This is a genomic window from Ruegeria sp. BG9 (genome assembly GCF_056538305.1).
Genome location: NZ_JBQFSY010000001.1, coordinates 395,221 through 410,639, shown reverse-complemented (window position 1 = coordinate 410,639; position 15,419 = coordinate 395,221). Strand labels below are relative to the sequence as shown.

At 59.5% G+C, this 15,419-nt stretch carries 18 protein-coding genes; 12 read left to right on the top strand and 6 right to left on the bottom strand.

What is annotated here, in order from left to right; genetic code table 11:
- Positions 1 to 42 precede the first annotated feature (42 nt).
- On the bottom strand, positions 43 to 465 hold the full coding sequence (locus tag ACR0I8_RS02060; protein WP_170373931.1) for a cupin domain-containing protein: 423 nt from the start codon (positions 463 to 465) through the stop codon (positions 43 to 45).
- 87 nt (positions 466 to 552) lie between these two features.
- Here ACR0I8_RS02060 and ACR0I8_RS02055 point away from each other — a divergent pair, with 87 nt between their 5' ends.
- Entirely contained in the window at positions 553 to 1,971 is a 1,419-nt protein-coding gene (locus tag ACR0I8_RS02055; protein ID WP_170688797.1) for a protein adenylyltransferase SelO, read from the top strand.
- Here the strand turns inward: ACR0I8_RS02055 and ACR0I8_RS02050 are convergent.
- The gene (locus tag ACR0I8_RS02050) at positions 1,947 to 2,864 is read right to left on the bottom strand and encodes an adenylate/guanylate cyclase domain-containing protein (RefSeq protein WP_170373929.1); all 918 of its coding nucleotides are present in this window, start codon (positions 2,862 to 2,864) and stop codon (positions 1,947 to 1,949) included. The genes ACR0I8_RS02055 and ACR0I8_RS02050 overlap by 25 nt on opposite strands.
- A gap of 157 nt (positions 2,865 to 3,021) precedes the next feature.
- Between ACR0I8_RS02050 and ACR0I8_RS02045 the strand changes: the two genes are divergently transcribed.
- The 5 genes from ACR0I8_RS02045 to ACR0I8_RS02025 all read left to right on the top strand — a co-directional run bounded on the left by ACR0I8_RS02045 (position 3,022) and on the right by ACR0I8_RS02025 (position 7,053).
- Entirely contained in the window at positions 3,022 to 3,726 is a 705-nt protein-coding gene (locus tag ACR0I8_RS02045; protein WP_170374339.1) for an endonuclease/exonuclease/phosphatase family protein, read from the top strand.
- 83 nt (positions 3,727 to 3,809) lie between these two features.
- Complete coding sequence (locus ACR0I8_RS02040; RefSeq protein ID WP_170373928.1) at positions 3,810 to 4,223, top strand: Fur family transcriptional regulator; 414 nt, start codon at positions 3,810 to 3,812, stop codon at positions 4,221 to 4,223.
- A gap of 140 nt (positions 4,224 to 4,363) precedes the next feature.
- Entirely contained in the window at positions 4,364 to 5,248 is an 885-nt protein-coding gene (locus tag ACR0I8_RS02035; RefSeq protein ID WP_170688796.1) for a DMT family transporter, read from the top strand.
- Positions 5,249 to 5,384: 136 nt separating this feature from the next.
- Positions 5,385 to 6,662 (top strand): phosphopyruvate hydratase, encoded by a 1,278-nt coding sequence (gene eno / locus ACR0I8_RS02030; protein ID WP_170688795.1) that lies wholly within the window; start codon positions 5,385 to 5,387, stop codon positions 6,660 to 6,662.
- Between the two features lie 220 nt (positions 6,663 to 6,882).
- Positions 6,883 to 7,053: a hypothetical protein gene (locus tag ACR0I8_RS02025; RefSeq protein WP_170466505.1), complete on the top strand. Its 171-nt coding sequence runs from the start codon at positions 6,883 to 6,885 to the stop codon at positions 7,051 to 7,053.
- Here ACR0I8_RS02025 and ACR0I8_RS02020 read toward each other — a convergent pair.
- The 3 genes from ACR0I8_RS02020 to mazG form a co-directional block, all read right to left on the bottom strand.
- Entirely contained in the window at positions 7,050 to 7,499 is a 450-nt protein-coding gene (locus ACR0I8_RS02020) for a GNAT family N-acetyltransferase (RefSeq protein WP_170688794.1), read from the bottom strand. The genes ACR0I8_RS02025 and ACR0I8_RS02020 overlap by 4 nt on opposite strands.
- A complete protein-coding gene (locus tag ACR0I8_RS02015; RefSeq protein WP_170688793.1) occupies positions 7,496 to 8,434 on the bottom strand; it encodes a nucleoside hydrolase in 939 nt (312 codons plus the stop codon). The genes ACR0I8_RS02020 and ACR0I8_RS02015 overlap by 4 nt, the downstream gene beginning before the upstream one ends.
- A gap of 63 nt (positions 8,435 to 8,497) precedes the next feature.
- On the bottom strand, positions 8,498 to 9,343 hold the full coding sequence (gene mazG, locus ACR0I8_RS02010; protein WP_170688983.1) for a nucleoside triphosphate pyrophosphohydrolase: 846 nt from the start codon (positions 9,341 to 9,343) through the stop codon (positions 8,498 to 8,500).
- A 66-nt stretch (positions 9,344 to 9,409) separates the two neighbouring features.
- Between mazG and ACR0I8_RS02005 the strand changes: the two genes are divergently transcribed.
- From ACR0I8_RS02005 to ACR0I8_RS01990, 4 genes are all read left to right on the top strand, one after another.
- Complete coding sequence (locus tag ACR0I8_RS02005) at positions 9,410 to 10,573, top strand: M20 aminoacylase family protein (protein WP_170688792.1); 1,164 nt, start codon at positions 9,410 to 9,412, stop codon at positions 10,571 to 10,573.
- A gap of 11 nt (positions 10,574 to 10,584) precedes the next feature.
- Positions 10,585 to 11,559: an agmatinase gene (gene speB, locus ACR0I8_RS02000; RefSeq protein WP_170373920.1), complete on the top strand. Its 975-nt coding sequence runs from the start codon at positions 10,585 to 10,587 to the stop codon at positions 11,557 to 11,559.
- Between the two features lie 89 nt (positions 11,560 to 11,648).
- A complete protein-coding gene (gene speB, locus ACR0I8_RS01995; RefSeq protein WP_170688791.1) occupies positions 11,649 to 12,596 on the top strand; it encodes an agmatinase in 948 nt (315 codons plus the stop codon).
- A 65-nt stretch (positions 12,597 to 12,661) separates the two neighbouring features.
- A complete protein-coding gene (locus ACR0I8_RS01990; protein WP_170688790.1) occupies positions 12,662 to 13,063 on the top strand; it encodes a DUF1499 domain-containing protein in 402 nt (133 codons plus the stop codon).
- 7 nt (positions 13,064 to 13,070) lie between these two features.
- Here ACR0I8_RS01990 and ACR0I8_RS01985 read toward each other — a convergent pair whose 3' ends face one another.
- Entirely contained in the window at positions 13,071 to 13,352 is a 282-nt protein-coding gene (locus ACR0I8_RS01985; protein ID WP_170373917.1) for a hypothetical protein, read from the bottom strand.
- A 63-nt stretch (positions 13,353 to 13,415) separates the two neighbouring features.
- Between ACR0I8_RS01985 and prfA the strand changes: the two genes are divergently transcribed.
- Entirely contained in the window at positions 13,416 to 14,471 is a 1,056-nt protein-coding gene (gene prfA, locus ACR0I8_RS01980; RefSeq protein ID WP_170688789.1) for a peptide chain release factor 1, read from the top strand.
- Positions 14,468 to 15,313 (top strand): peptide chain release factor N(5)-glutamine methyltransferase, encoded by an 846-nt coding sequence (gene prmC, locus ACR0I8_RS01975; protein WP_170638534.1) that lies wholly within the window; start codon positions 14,468 to 14,470, stop codon positions 15,311 to 15,313. The genes prfA and prmC overlap by 4 nt, the downstream gene beginning before the upstream one ends.
- The last annotated feature ends 106 nt before the right edge of the window (positions 15,314 to 15,419 follow it).

Below are 15,419 nucleotides of genomic sequence, written 5' to 3'. Positions count from 1 at the left end.
CCCGAGGTATTTTTAGCCAGATGAAGTTTGGATCCGCAATTGCTATCGGTTGCGAGGGATGTCGAAACCGGGGACGGCGAGGTCGAAACCTTCGAATTCGAAACCGGGAGAGACGGTGCAGCTGACCAGAGTATAGTCTCCGGTCGTTCGGGCGGCTTGCCAGTGGTTTTCAGGAACAATCAGTTGCGGTGCGCCTTGGGACAGGTTGGGGGTGAGAAGGTGATCGGTGGCGGGGCCTTGGTCGGTTTCACTGATCGATAGCACCAGAGGCGCGCCTGCATGGTAAAGCCAGATCTCGGTCGCATCGACGCGGTGCCAGTGGCTGGATTCCTCGGCCTCTAGCAGGAAATAGATGCAAGTGCCCGTGGCACGGCCTTCGTTTTGCGCGCGCCATGTCTCGCGGTACCAGCCGCCTTCGGGGTGTTTTTGCAGGTTCAGGTGGTCGATGATCTCTTGCGCGGTCATGTTTGGCCTTTTGGGTTTTTGCGCGATTATGCATGGGTTCGCGCGATCCGCTATGGCAATCATCGCCTAAGGTCATATGTTTGCGCCATGACCCTTAAGATCCCCTTTGATAACTCCTACGCCCGTTTGCCGGATGCCTTTTACACGCGGCAGTCTCCGGTCCCTGTGAAAGAGCCTCAGTTGATTGCGTTCAACGAGGGGTTGGCGCGGATTTTGCGCATCTCCCACGGAGATGTCACGGAGATGGCGCAAGCCTTTGCGGGCAATACGGTGCCCGACGGGGCAGAGCCTTTGGCGCAGCTTTATTCGGGGCACCAGTTCGGGACTTATAATCCTCAGCTTGGCGACGGTCGTGCGGTTTTGCTGGGAGAGACTGTGGGCGAAGACGGGATACGCCGCGACATTCAGCTGAAGGGCTCGGGCCGGACACCTTATTCGCGGCAAGGCGATGGGCGGGCATGGCTGGGGCCGGTTTTGCGGGAATACGTGGTCTCAGAAGCGATGCATGCGCTGGGCATTCCGACCACACGGGCTCTGGCGGCCGTTGAAACGGGGGAAGCCGTTTATCGCGAAGGGCCGATGCCTGGGGCGGTTCTGACCCGTGTGGCGCAGAGCCATTTGCGCGTTGGAACATTTCAGGTCTTTGCTGGGCGCAGGCAGGTCGATAGCCTCAAGCAACTGACCGACTACGCCATCCAGCGCCACTACCCCGAGGCTGAAGGGCCAATGGGTCTTTTGCGGGCCGTTCGCGATGCGCAGGCAAAGCTGATCGCGGCGTGGATGAGCGTTGGGTTCATTCACGGGGTGATGAATACGGACAATTCCTCGATCGCGGGGGAGACCATCGACTATGGTCCTTGCGCCTTCATGGACAGCTACCATCCGAATACGGTCTACAGCTCAATCGACCGGATGGGGCGCTATGCCTATTCCAACCAGCCCGAAATTGCAGTGTGGAATCTGGCGCAACTGGCGACGGCCTTGATCCAGCAATACGATGATCCTCAGGACAGTGTCGAAGAGGCGACCGAGATCGTACACGCCATGCCCGATTTGCTCCAGCAGGAGTGGTTGCGCCGCTTCCGTGCCAAGCTGGGTTTGACGCGCGCAGAGGAGGGGGATCTTGGGCTGATCACCGACCTGTTGAAGCGTATGGCGGAGGAGCATGCGGATTTCACCAATACGTTCAGGGCGCTGGGCGGTGAGCGCGCGCGGGACCAATTCACGAACCCTGAGGCGTTTGATAGCTGGGCTGAGGGTTGGCAGGCCCGCATGTCACGCGAGGCGGACCCGCACGGGGTGATGTCAGCGACAAACCCGGCCTTCATCCCGCGCAACCACCGTGTTGAGCAGATGATCGAAGCTGCGGTGACGGGGGACTATGCCCCGTTCCATCGTTTGAACGATGTGTTGTCACGCCCCTTTGTGGATCAGCCCGAGAATCCCGACCTAACACGGCCCCCCAGTGCAAATGAGGTAGTTCACGCCACGTTTTGCGGAACCTGATTGCGGCCCAGCAGCTCGAATTGCAGGCAGGTCTCGGACATGTCGATGGGCAGGGTCGGTGAGATCAGGCCACTATCGGCCAGCATGACCGATTCCCGTTTCAGTTGGATTTCGCGTCCGGATTCTGATTTCACGTAGGTCCCCGAGGTGCTGCGGTCTGTCAGGATCAGCTTACCCGCTTTCATGGCAAGGACCGCATGCAGGCGCGAGATCCAGGGCTGCGGTAGCACCACATCGCAGTCAGGCGCGCGGCCAATCTTGAACTCTCCGTTTCCGAGACAGCGCCAGACGCGGTCCTCGTGGCGCAGGATCAGGGTCAGGCCTTCGCGGGGCTGCCAGTTCTCCTCGGTGCGGCCGAAATTCTGCGGCAGCCTGGTCTGCATGATCGAGTCAGACTCGGGGTGGATTAGCGAATAGGCTGTCTGAGCCTCGGTAAGCCCCTTGAGGCTAAGCTGGCCCAGCGGTGTAAGCGTGGTTCGTAGTTCGGCGGGCAGCAAGACAGCGATCCCTTGGCTGAAACAAGCCTCGCCCGGATTGGCTGCGGTTGCAAAACGGGCGGTCACGTTGACGGCCTCGCCATAGATGCCGCGCTTGCCGATCACGATGGGGCCGCAATGTACGCCGACGTGGACGGATAGCGGCGTATGGGTTGAAGGCTCGATCAGCTTCAGGGCTGCATTGTAGGCCGAGCTTGGGTTCTCGAAATAGCTGAGAACATCGTCGCCCTTTTGCCCGACCGGAATGCCGCCAAACTCCTGCAGGACCGAGCGTAGCCGGTCGATCTCAAGTTGGATCAGGCGCTGGGCTTCGTCATCGCCCACCGCCTTGTAGAGCGGCGTACTGCCCACGATATCGGCAATGATCATCGTGGCGAATGTGGATTCAACGTCCAAGGGCGAGTTTCCTTTTTGCGGCAGTTTAACCCCGCTTGATTTCGTGTAAACTTATTTAATGTAATACTCATAAACCTTTGAGGGAACGCGCTGAGAATTGCAACAGCGCGCCCATTCCAAAGGTCCCAAATCGGTGCCGTTGACTCTGAAAAGCGATATGAAAATACCCTCGGTTCTGCGGCTTGCCAGCTACAATATCCAGAAATGTGTCGGCCTTGATCTCCGGCGTCAGCCACAGCGCATCCTTCAGGTTCTCGAGGGAATGCGGGCCGATATCGTGGTGTTGCAGGAGGCTGACAAACGCTTGCCGCCACGGCCTGCCGCGCTGCCTCAGTTCATGTTGGATGAGGCCGGATGGCAGATCGTCGATCTGGGCGGGGCGGGCAGTTTGGGATGGCACGGAAATGCAGTGATCTGGAGGGGTGATGCGATCTCGGTCCGCGAGACAGGGCATCACGAATTGCCGGGGTTCGAGCCGCGCGGCGCGGTACGGGTTGAGTTCGATACCCCCATTGGGCCGCTTAGGGTGATGGGCATGCATCTTGGGTTGCTGTCCGCCTCGCGTCGACGGCAGATCACTCACATCCGCCAGTTCGGTGCGGATCTGGAGGATATGCCCACGGTCTGGGCCGGGGATTTCAACGAATGGTCGCGCTCACCTGTGTTGGACAACCTCGTGCCCGAGATGCGGTTTTTGCCTCCAATCCCCAGCTTTCCCGCTGCCCAGCCCTTGGGCGCTTTGGACCGAATTGCCCTTGGGCAGGGGGTCGAGGTGCATGCGCATGGCGTGCACGAGGATCGCCCGGCCCATATCGCCTCGGACCATTTGCCGATCTGGGCCGATCTGCGCCTTGAACGATGATCTGCAGGGGGATGTCGAATTCTTGTGGCGCGGCGCGTGCGGACATACTAAGACAGACACCCGAATAGTTTCTGAGGGGCATCATGCCGGATACGATCATTTCGCGTTGTGAAGCCAAGGGCCTTCGCATGACCGGCCAGCGGCGCACCATTGCGCAGGTTCTCGAGGAGAGCGCGGACCACCCGGATGTCGAAGAACTCTATGCCCGTGCCTCGGCTTTGGATTCGGGTATCTCGATCGCAACGGTCTACCGCACGGTGAAACTGTTCGAAGAGGCTGGCATTCTAGAGCGTCTGGAGTTTGGCGATGGTCGCGCCCGATATGAAGATGCCGAGAGGGATCACCATGATCACCTGATCGACATGCAATCGGGGGAAGTGATCGAATTCGTCGACCCCGAGATCGAAGCGCTGCAGGAAAAGATCGCGGAAAAACTGGGCTACCGTCTCAAAGGACATCGGCTGGAGCTGTATGGCGTTCCCATCAAGCCTGAGTGATCCATCACCAAACGCGATGGGTGGCAACAAGACAATTCATCGCCCGCGATGTGATAGGTCTTGATTTAGCGCAGTACATACGGTTTTGCTGAAGCGAGAAGGCGGCAATTGGTGCCGCCCATTTCTTTACGGACAGACCCATGAACAACGTCAACGGCATTTTGCTGGTCATTGCGTCTATGGCGGCTTTCACGCTTGAGGATGTGTTCATCAAGCAACTGACGTCATCCATCATGCCGGGCCAGATTCTGGTCATGCTGGGGCTGGTCTGTTCTGTCGTATTTCTGGTTATGGCCATCGCGACCCGCAAACGGATTTTTGTGCCCGAGGCGTGGCAGCTTTTGCCGATGATCCGCGCTATGTTCGAAGCCGTCGCTGCGGTGGCCTTTGTGACGGCGCTGGCCCGTGTGGACCTTTCGACCGTTGCGGCCGTGTTTCAGGCAATGCCTCTAGCGGTCACCATGGGGGCAGCGCTGTTTCTGGGTGAACAGGTCGGTTGGCGACGCTGGAGCGCGATTGGCATTGGCTTTATCGGCGTACTGATGATCATCCGACCCGGGCTTGAAGGGTTCCGCCCGGAATCCCTTTATGTGGTGGCTGCGGTCATCGGCGTGGCGGCGCGCGATCTGATAACACGGCGGCTGGACAGCAAAGTCTCGTCAGCGGTGGTGTCCTTGCAGGCCTATCTGGCCTTGGCCGTGGGCGGTGCAGCCTTGATGATCATGAGCGGCCATCCACTGGAAGCCATGCAAAGCGCTGAGGTCTGGCCTTTTGCCGGAGCGGCCTTTTTCGGTGTTCTGGGCTACTATGCGATCGTGATCGCGATGCGCGTCGGCGAAGCCTCAGCCGTTACGCCGTTTCGCTACACGCGGCTTCTGTTTTCGATCCTTGCGGGTGTCCTGGTCTTCGGCGAACGTCCAGACCTGATGACACTGGCCGGGGCGTCCCTGATCATCGGCTCGGGCCTGTATACTTTTCTGCGCGAACGCAAATTGGCGCGCGAAATGGCCTTGGCCGCGGCGTAACCGTGTTGGCGCAAACATGACGCTGTTAGCCCTAAAGGGCCGGGAATATACGTGTTAGCGATAACGGAAATGGTTTACTTTTAGTTCCGTGCTGCTATGACGCGTGCAACGGAATGCAGCCACAGGGACCGCCCTCATGAGTACCATCATCGACATTCACGCACGCGAAATCCTGGACAGCCGGGGCAACCCGACGGTCGAGGTCGACGTGATTCTGGAAGACGGCACAATGGGCCGCGCGGCTGTGCCCTCGGGTGCTTCCACCGGCGCCTACGAGGCGGTCGAAAAGCGCGACGGTGACATGTCGCGCTACATGGGCAAGGGCGTGCTCGAGGCCGTTGCCGCCGTCAACGGCGAGATCGCCGAGGAGCTGGTAGGCTTTGACGCCACCGAACAGGTCGCCATCGACCAGGCGATGATCGAACTGGACGGGACCGAGAACAAGGGTCGTTTGGGCGCAAACGCTATTCTGGGTGTTTCGCTTGCGACGGCCAAGGCGGCGGCGGATTTCACCACGCAACCCTTATATCGCTATGTCGGTGGTACCTCGGCCCGCGTCCTGCCGGTTCCGATGATGAACATCATCAACGGGGGCGAGCACGCCGACAACCCGATCGACATTCAGGAATTCATGATCATGCCGACCTCGGCCGCGAATATCCGCGAGGCGGTCCGCATGGGCTCCGAGGTGTTCCACACGCTTAAGCGTGAGTTGTCGGCTGCCGGTCTGGCCACCGGAGTGGGGGACGAAGGAGGCTTTGCCCCCAACATCGCGTCGACGCGCGAGGCATTGGATTTCATCCTGCAGGCGGTCGAAAAAGCGGGCTACAAGCCGGGTGAGGAAATTCACCTCGCGCTGGATTGCGCCGCGACCGAATACTTCAAGGACGGCAAATATGTGCTGGCGGGTGAGAATATCTCGCTGACCTCAGAGGAAAACGCCGAGTATCTGGCGACCTTGGTCAAAGACTATCCGATCATCTCGATCGAAGACGGCATGTCCGAAGACGACTGGGATGGCTGGAAAGCACTGACCGACGCGATCGGTGACAAGGTTCAGCTGGTCGGCGACGACCTTTTCGTTACCAACCCGGAACGTCTGGCCGAAGGGATCGAGCGCGGCTGCGCTAACTCGATGCTGGTCAAGGTGAACCAGATCGGCTCGCTGACCGAGACCCTACGCGCCGTCGATATGGCCCACCGCGCGCGCTATACCAACGTGATGTCGCACCGCTCGGGCGAGACCGAAGATGCCACCATCGCCGACCTAGCCGTGGCGACCAATTGCGGACAGATCAAAACCGGATCGCTGGCGCGTTCGGACCGGTTGGCCAAGTATAACCAACTGATCCGTATTGAAGAATCTCTGGGTGAAATTGCGGAATACGCGGGAGCATCGATCCTGAAACGGTGATTTCAAACCCTGTTCTGAGCACTGCTGGAGGCCCTCTTTCCCCGGAAAGAGGGCCTTTTTGATAGCAAAAGGACGGCTGCGACTGTTAATTCCTCTCGCTAGGAGAATTCGCCTTATTTGCAAGTATTTAGCGGGTTAACGGATGTTATGTGTGAACTTAATCACACAGCGCTCACGGTTTCGTGTTCTATACTGAAGTCATTACAGAAAGGAGCACACCATGACTGGTTCGAAATTCCTTCTCGTAGCGACAGTTCTCAGCACTGTATTTCTGGCGGCCTGTGCAGGGCCCGGGACCTATCCGATCACAGGGCAAAAGGTCTCCTCCGACGATCCGGTGCAGGAGATGTACTATAACCCGAATGTGGTTTTCCGGGGCGAGTCGCGCTAGAGCGCTTTGCTCATCAGCATATAGCGCTCGCGTGGTTTGAAGCCGGTGCGCAGATAAAGCTTCTGCGTTGCCTCATGCGTGCGGTCGACTTCAAGGTGCAGGGCGGTCAATCCGGCCTCAGCCAGGGCCTTGGGCAGTTCCAGCAAAACTTCGGTCGCGATGCCCCGTCCACGAACGGCGGGGCGGATGTAGATTTCGTCCACGAACCCATCCATGCCGCCGAATTCAACCGACCAGCCGAAGGTCAGGATGATATAGCCCAAAGGCGCGCGACCCGGGCCAATCAGGTAGATGCAGCCATGGGGGATGCCCTCAAGCAGAGGCATCAGCGCCTCGCGCCGTTGATCGGCGTCCTGTGCGATCCCCTGTTCGGCGTGGAACGCAGAGACAAGCCCCATCAGGCGATCCAGATCTTCAGGGTGAGCCAGTCTTAAAGCGGCGGTCATAGGCGGGCCAGCCTTTCCGTGAGAAGGGTGAAGAAACCTTGGGCGTCTACGTCACCCATGAACATAGCATTCGGTTTTCGGTCTGTTACACTCCACCAGTCAGCGACTGTCATTCCCAGCGTCAATTCTGACTTGGTTTCGATCTCAACATTAATGTGGCGACCCGAGAACAGTTCTGGCTGAATCAAATAGGCGGTAACGCAGGGATCGTGCAATGGTGCGCCTTCCGAGCCGTACTTTTCCTTGTCAAAGCGCTCGAAGAAATCGGTCATTTCAGCAACTGCATGACCGACCTTACTATCCAGCGATCTGAATGCGTCATTGCGATGCGATGTAACTAAAGCGTCATGGGTCACATCAAGAGGCATGACGACAATATTAGCGCCAGATTTAAACACGATTTCAGCAGCTTCCGGGTCGACATAAATGTTGAACTCCGCGGCTGGCGTGATGTTCCCGACCTCGAAATAGGCACCGCCCATCAGCACGATTTCCTGCACCCGGTCGACGATATCCGGGGCCTTCTGGAAGGCGGTCGCGATGTTCGTCAGCGGCCCCAGCGGGCAGAGCGTGACTGTCCCGGGTTCCTGCGTGCGCAGGGTTTCGATGATGAAATCAACCGCGTGGCCCTCGGTCAAAGGCATCTGTGGATCCGGTAGAACGGGACCGTCCAGCCCGGTTTTGCCGTGCACATGTTCAGCCGTGATAAGAGGGCGTTTAAGCGGCCGGTCGCATCCGGCATAGACCGGCACCTCGGTATGGCCAGCCAACTCACAGACAATACGCGCGTTCTTGGCGGTCAGTTCAAGCGGCACATTCCCGGCGACGGCAGTAATGCCCAGCACCTCGATCTCTTCGGGGCTGGCGAGCGCTAAAAGAATGGCGACGGCGTCGTCCTGGCCGGGGTCGGTGTCGATGATGATCTTGCGGGGCATTGGAGTCTCCGGGGGGCGTGAAGGTCGGACAGTCGCAAGTGTCTCGCGACTTGTCCACCTGATTCAGGCTCCAACTGGCGGGAGTTTGCCATTGGCGCGATGTTCCTCGGTCTTCACCTCATCCCATAGCGCGTCCATTTCGGCCAGATCGCTTTGCGCAGGGGTTTTGCCCCGCGCGGCCAGACGAGCCTCGACCTGCTCAAAGCGACGCGTAAACTTGGCGTTAGTGCGGCGCAGGGCAGCCTCGGGCTCGATCCCCAGATGGCGCCCGAGATTGACCATCACGAACAGCAGATCGCCGAATTCATCTTCGAGCGCGTCGGCGTCCTTGGCGTTGCGGGCCTCTTCCAACTCGGCGGCTTCCTCGGTGATCTTGGCGAGGACATGGCTGGCATCAGGCCAGTCAAAGCCCACACGCGCGGCTCGTTTCTGCAGCTTGTGCGCCCGCAGCAGGGCGGGCAGGTTGGCGGCCACACCGTCCAGCGCACCTTTCTGTTCTTTGCCCGCGCGTTCGGCAGCCTTGATGGCTTCCCAATCCTTGGTTTGCTGGTCGGCGGACTTGTCACGAGATTCGTCGCCGAACACATGCGGGTGCCGGCTTACCATCTTGTCAGACATGGTGCGGACCACGTCCTGAAAGGTGAAATGCCCCGCTTCCTCAGCCATTTGCGCGTGGAATACGGATTGGAAGAGAAGGTCGCCAAGTTCTCCCTTTAGCTCATCATAGGCCTGCCGTTCGATGGCGTCGGCGACCTCATAGGCTTCCTCGATTGTATAGGGGGCGATGGTGGCGAAATCCTGTTCGATGTCCCACGGACACCCGCTTTGCGGGTCGCGCAAACGGCGCATGATTTCCAGCAGGCGCTCGATACCCGCATCGCTGTCATGGATCAGAGGATTTTCAGCCATTGCGAACCCTTTCGTTCCGGTGTCAGATGCATCCATTCCGCAGTCCCGATCAGGAGTCCACCCCAGATGCCCGTCGTCAACCGAATTGCCGATTTTGCCGCCGACATGGCCAAGTGGCGCCAGCACTTGCACACGATCCCTGAACTGGAGTTCGAATGCTACGAGACAGCCGCTTTCGTGGCCGAGCGTCTGCGCGAGTTCGGGGTGGATGAGCTGCACGAAGGCATCGCCAAAACCGGGATGGTGGCGATCATCAACGGACAGGGTGAGGGCCCAACCATCGGGTTGCGGGCCGATATGGACGCATTGCCGATCCCCGAAGAGACGGGCGTCGAATACGCCTCGAAGAACCCCGGTAAAATGCATGCCTGCGGGCATGACGGGCACACCACGATGCTTTTAGGGGCTGCGCGCTATCTGGCCGAGACGCGGAATTTCGCGGGCCGTGTGGCGCTGATCTTTCAACCGGCCGAAGAAGAAGGCGGCGGCGCGGATGTTATGGTGCAGGAAGGCATCATGGACCGGTTCGATATCTCTCAGGTCTATGGCATTCACAATGATCCGGGAAACCCCGAGGGCGCCTTCTACACGACCGCCGGGCCTCTGATGGCCGCTGTGGATACGTTCGAGATCCACGTGCAAGGGCAGGGCGGCCACGGAGCGTTGCCGCACCAGACAAAGGATCCAGTGATGGCAGCCTGCGGGATTGCGCAGGCGATCCAGACGATTGTCAGCCGGAACCATTATGCCGTGCAGGATCTGGTGATCTCCGTCACGCAGATTCACGCCGGGACGGTGAACAATGTAATCCCGGATACCGCCTATCTTAACGGCACTGTTCGCACGTTTGACCCTACGGTTCAGAAGATGGTGATGGAGAGGATGGAGCAGATCGTGGCGGGGCAGGCGGCCTCATACGGGGTTGAGGCGACGCTGGACTATCAGATCGGTTATCCGGCGACGATCAATGACGCCGAGAAAACGGCCTTTGCCGCGGATGTGGCGCGCGAGGTCTCAGGTGAGGACCGCGTTGTCGACAATATGGGCCGCGACATGGGGGCCGAGGATTTCTCATACATGTTGCAGGCGCGTCCGGGGGCGTATCTGTTTCTGGGTCAGGGTGAGGGCGCCGGGCTGCACCACCCAAAATACAACTTCAACGATGATATCGCACCGGTCGGGGCCTCGTTCTTTGCCCGGATCGTGGAAAAGGCGCAGCCGCTGGGCTGAGGGGACAAGACATGGCACTGGAAGACGCAAAGCATCAGGTCGATGAGGCCTTTACCAACCCCGACCTCAAGGGTCTGTCCTATGAGAACACGTTCGGCGGCGCGACCTCGTTCCTACGGCGGCTTTACACCAAGGACCTGAAGGGCGTGGATATCGCCGTCACCGGCGTGCCCTTTGATCAGGCGGTGACGAACCGCCCCGGCACAAGGCTGGGCCCCCGCGCGATCCGCGAGGCGAGTGCGCTGCAATCGCCCGACGCCCCCTATGGTTGGCCCTTTGACGCGCTGAGCGAGCTGGCGATCGTCGACTATGGCGATATGGCCTATGACTACGCCAATATCCCGGCCTTTCCGGACACGCTGACCGATCATATCCGCACGATTCTGGCGGCTGACGTGGCCTCGGTCACCTTGGGCGGAGATCACTATATCAGCTTTCCGATCCTGAAAGCTTATGCCGAGAAATACGGCCCGATATCCTTGCTGCAGTTCGATGCGCATACGGATACCTGGGCGGACGATGACATGTCCCGCGTCGATCACGGGACCATGTTTTACAAGGCCGTGAAATCGGGGATCGTGGACCCGAAACGCTCGGTTCAGGTTGGTATCCGTACCAGCAACGAGGACACGCTGGGCGTCAACATTATCGACGCGCGTGAAGTTTACGAATCCGGCCCCGCTGCCGTGGCGCAGAAGATCAAATCCATACTCGGCGACCGCCCCGTCTATCTGAGCTTCGATATCGACGGCCTGGATCCCGCCTTTGCGCCAGGGACCGGGACGCCAGTTTGGGGCGGTTTGTCCTCGATTCAGGCGCAAATCATTCTGCGCGACATCGCCGGGATCAACATCAAAGGCGGGGATGTGGTCGAGGTCTCTCCGCCCTATGACACCTCCGGGGCGACTGCCATTGCGGGCGCTCATGTGGCCACGCAGATCATCTGTCTGCTGGGGTGGAACCTGCTGATGGCCGAGAAAAAGTAAACAGGGATCAAAGCGCGTTAACCAATGCTTAGCCAAGTTTCCGGTATGTGCTGAGAAACGTGATCTGATGGGATGGGAACCAACCGCACATGACTGAATTTAATCAACCGATCAGCGGCAATGATCTGGCGCGGTTCTCCGGGCCGAACACGTTCATGCGGCTGCCGCAGGCGACCTCGCTGGCGGCGCTGGATGTGGCGCTGTTGGGGATACCGATGGATATCGGCACCTCGTGGCGGTCGGGAACGCGGTTTGGGCCCAAGCAAATCCGCAGCGAAAGCGCGATGATCCGGCCCTACAACATGGCTACATCGGCAGCCCCGTTCGATACGTTGCAGATTGCCGATATCGGCGATCTGGCGATCAATACGTTTTCGCTGTCGGAAAGCCTCAAGATCATCAAAGACAGCTATGACGGTATCCTTGCGCAGAATGTGATCCCGGTGGCGATGGGCGGTGATCACTCCATCACCCTGCCAATCCTGCGTGCGATTGCGGCGAAACACGGGCCGGTCGCCCTGGTGCATGTGGATGCCCATGCGGACGTAAACGACGAGATGTTTGGCGAACGTGAGACCCATGGCACCGTCTTCCGCCGCGCCTATGAGGAAAAGCTTATCGTCCCCGACAAGACCTTTCAGATCGGCATTCGGGGTTCGGGCTATGCCTCGACCGACTTTACCGAGGCGCAGGGCTGGGGCTTCCAGCAATTCCCCGCGTGGGAGTTGTGGCAGCAGAACCTCACGCAGATCGGCTCGCAAATCCGCAAGACGGTCGGCGATCACCCGGTCTATATCACCTATGACATCGACAGTCTGGATCCGGCCTACGCCCCCGGCACCGGCACGCCCGAGATCGGAGGGCTGACAACCCCACAAGCGCTGCAATTGATCCACGCGCTGCAAGGGGTGAATGTGGTGGGCTGCGATCTGGTCGAGGTCTCTCCGCCCTACGACCCGTCGGGGAACACGGCCCTTACGGCCGCCAATCTTCTGTTCGAAATTCTTTGCATCCTGCCCGGTGTGACGTCACGGTAGCTGACCGGGTTCGCCTTGAAACGGCACCTGTTCCGCATAGGGTTCAGGAAAAGGACAGAGACGGAATGAAACGCATGCTGATTTTGGGTGTTGTTGGTGTGGTGATCGCATTGGGAGCCTACATCCGGCTTGCGCCCTCCGATCCGGCGGACTGGCACATTGCCCCTCGGGCCGAGACCAACCAGGATCTGCAAGGTGGTGTACTGCGCGTGGTCGAAACAGGGCCAGAGGGGCTTGCGAGGCTGGATGCCATTGCTCGCAACGCGCCGCGCACAATCGTTTTGGCTGGATCGGTGAGTGAGGGGCAGATCACCTATATCACCCGCACCAAGATCATCGGCTTTCCCGACTACACCACGGTCCAGCAGGACGGAGACGTGCTGCGTATCCATGGCCGCTTGCGTTTTGGCCGCAAGGATTTCGGGGTGAACAAGGCCCGTGTTGATGGGTGGCTGGCACAGATGTAGGCAGCGTTTAGGACGCGGATGTCTTGAGGGTCTGATCCAGATCGGGCCAGTCCAAATCTGACGACAAACACCCTTCCTGCACCTCACGCCACATTGGCACGTTCAACGACATCTGGCATTGCGCGGTGAAAATCCGGCCATCAACTTGCAGGCAGATCATTTGCCCTAACTCGATCCGCGAGCCTGACTTGTCGGTGCAATAGCAATCGCGAACCTTGCCATCTGGCCCAACATAGTCGGCCATGGCAGGCAGTGCGAACAGCGATAAAATGAAAACCAACCCCTTCATGCCGGGAACCTTAGCACAAGGCTGGCCCTTGACCAAAGCCCCAGATTAAGAGACACCCGCCGGATGATCCCCGAAGAACGCCTTGAGCAGATAACCCAGCGATTCCAATACCTCGAAGCCGCCATGGCCGATGGCGCCTCGGGCGGGGATATTGCGACCCTGGCAAAAGAGTATTCCGACCTCAAACCGGTGGTCGATCAAATCCTGTCCTGGCGTCAGCTGGTCTCGGATTTGGCTGAGGCCGAGGCGATGCTGGCGGACCCGGATATGAAGGAACTTGCTGAAGAGGAAATCCCCCAGCTTCAGTCCCGTATCCCCGAGGCCGAACATGCGCTGCAACTGGCGCTGCTGCCCAAGGACGCAGCGGATGCGCGACCGGCCATGCTGGAAATCCGTCCCGGCACCGGCGGGGATGAAGCGGCGTTGTTCGCTGGGGACCTGCTGCGCATGTACCAACGCTATGCCGAAGCACGGGGATGGCGGTTCGATATCATCGAAGAACAGGCCTCGGACCTTGGCGGCATCAAAGAGGTCGTCGCCCATATCAAAGGCGACAACGTGTTTGCGCGGATGAAATACGAATCCGGCGTGCATCGGGTGCAACGCGTGCCCGAAACCGAAAGCGGCGGACGGATTCACACCTCGGCTGCAACGGTCGCGGTTCTGCCCGAGGCTGAGGATGTTGACATCCAAATTGACGCCAATGACATTCGCATTGATACGATGCGGTCGTCCGGCGCCGGAGGGCAGCATGTGAACACTACCGACTCGGCCGTGCGGATTACCCACTTGCCGACCGGTCTTGTGGTGACCAGCTCCGAGAAGTCGCAACACCGCAACCGCGAGATCGCGATGCAGGTGCTGAAAACACGCCTCTATGATCTGGAACGTCAGCGGATCGACAGCGAACGCTCGGCGGATCGGGCCAGTCAGGTGGGCTCGGGCGATCGGTCTGAGCGGATACGGACCTACAACTTCCCGCAAGGCCGGATGACTGATCACCGCATCAACCTGACGCTCTACAAACTGGATCAGGTTATGCAGGGCGATCTGGATGAGGTGATCGATGCCCTGACTGCGGATGATCAGGCCCGGTTACTGGCCGAGATGGCGCAATGATAGCGGCCCTGACCGCCGCCAAGGCGATGGCTGCCGCAACAGCCCGCCTGCGCGCTGCTGGTGTCGATGACCCGGCCCGCGACGCGCGTGTCCTGTTGGCGCATGCGGCCCGAATTGAGGCTAGCCGCGTCACTCTGATCGCGCCCGAGGAATTGTCGCCTGACATCGCCGAACGCTATGAGCAACTGGTGTCGCTTCGCGCGATCCGGGTGCCTGTGTCGCATCTGCTGGGAGAACGGGAGTTCTACGGTCGCAATTTCCGCGTCAGCCGCGATGTGCTGGACCCGCGCCCGGAAACCGAAACGCTGATCGAAGCCGCGCTGAGCGAACCGTTTGACCATGTTTTGGACCTTGGGGTTGGCTCGGGCTGCATCCTGGTGACGCTGCTGGCCGAACGCGCCAGTGCTACGGGCCTGGGTGCAGATCTGAGCGAAGCGGCCTGTTTACAGGCCAGCGCCAACGCGGTTCAGCATAACGTACAGGACCGGGCCGAGATTTTGCGCTCGGATTGGTTCGAGCGGATTGAAGGGCAGTTTGATCTCATCGTCTCGAACCCGCCCTATATCGCGCTGTCAGAAATGCAGGACCTGTCGCCCGAAGTGCGCGAGCATGAACCTCGCATGGCTTTGACCGATGAAGGGGACGGGCTGGACGCCTATCGCAGGATCGCGGCGGGTGCACCTGATTTCTTGATGGCAGGCGGGCGCTTGCTGGTAGAAATCGGGCCGACACAGGCCAAGGACGTGTCGGCTTTGTTCGATGCCGCTGGCTTGTCGGATATCCGCGTCATCCCCGATCTGGACGGGCGAGACCGTGTTGTTTTGGGCAGAATCCCGGGTTGAACGCAGCGTTAGAGGCCGAAAAGCGCCGGTCTTTGTAAAAAAGCTGCGAAATATCCCAGAAACCTCTTGTCTGAGGCGGCAGGACATGTTTACTCAGGAATGGTCG

What these genes read in the sequence shown, in the direction of transcription:
- ACR0I8_RS02020 (WP_170688794.1), bottom strand. Translation starts at nt 7,499, where the DNA reads ATGACCGCCGCTTTAAGACTGGCTCACCCTGAAGATCTGGATCGCCTG.
- ACR0I8_RS02040 (WP_170373928.1), top strand. Translation starts at nt 3,810, where the DNA reads ATGCCGGATACGATCATTTCGCGTTGTGAAGCCAAGGGCCTTCGCATG.
- ACR0I8_RS02015 (WP_170688793.1), bottom strand. Translation starts at nt 8,434, where the DNA reads ATGCCCCGCAAGATCATCATCGACACCGACCCCGGCCAGGACGACGCC.
- ACR0I8_RS02025 (WP_170466505.1), top strand. Translation starts at nt 6,883, where the DNA reads ATGACTGGTTCGAAATTCCTTCTCGTAGCGACAGTTCTCAGCACTGTA.
- ACR0I8_RS02035 (WP_170688796.1), top strand. Translation starts at nt 4,364, where the DNA reads ATGAACAACGTCAACGGCATTTTGCTGGTCATTGCGTCTATGGCGGCT.
- ACR0I8_RS02005 (WP_170688792.1), top strand. Translation starts at nt 9,410, where the DNA reads ATGCCCGTCGTCAACCGAATTGCCGATTTTGCCGCCGACATGGCCAAG.
- prfA (WP_170688789.1), top strand. Translation starts at nt 13,416, where the DNA reads ATGATCCCCGAAGAACGCCTTGAGCAGATAACCCAGCGATTCCAATAC.
- eno (WP_170688795.1), top strand. Translation starts at nt 5,385, where the DNA reads ATGAGTACCATCATCGACATTCACGCACGCGAAATCCTGGACAGCCGG.
- mazG (WP_170688983.1), bottom strand. Translation starts at nt 9,343, where the DNA reads ATGGCTGAAAATCCTCTGATCCATGACAGCGATGCGGGTATCGAGCGC.
- prmC (WP_170638534.1), top strand. Translation starts at nt 14,468, where the DNA reads ATGATAGCGGCCCTGACCGCCGCCAAGGCGATGGCTGCCGCAACAGCC.
- ACR0I8_RS02060 (WP_170373931.1), bottom strand. Translation starts at nt 465, where the DNA reads ATGACCGCGCAAGAGATCATCGACCACCTGAACCTGCAAAAACACCCC.
- ACR0I8_RS01985 (WP_170373917.1), bottom strand. Translation starts at nt 13,352, where the DNA reads ATGAAGGGGTTGGTTTTCATTTTATCGCTGTTCGCACTGCCTGCCATG.
- ACR0I8_RS02055 (WP_170688797.1), top strand. Translation starts at nt 553, where the DNA reads ATGACCCTTAAGATCCCCTTTGATAACTCCTACGCCCGTTTGCCGGAT.
- speB (WP_170373920.1), top strand. Translation starts at nt 10,585, where the DNA reads ATGGCACTGGAAGACGCAAAGCATCAGGTCGATGAGGCCTTTACCAAC.
- ACR0I8_RS02045 (WP_170374339.1), top strand. Translation starts at nt 3,022, where the DNA reads ATGAAAATACCCTCGGTTCTGCGGCTTGCCAGCTACAATATCCAGAAA.
- ACR0I8_RS01990 (WP_170688790.1), top strand. Translation starts at nt 12,662, where the DNA reads ATGAAACGCATGCTGATTTTGGGTGTTGTTGGTGTGGTGATCGCATTG.
- speB (WP_170688791.1), top strand. Translation starts at nt 11,649, where the DNA reads ATGACTGAATTTAATCAACCGATCAGCGGCAATGATCTGGCGCGGTTC.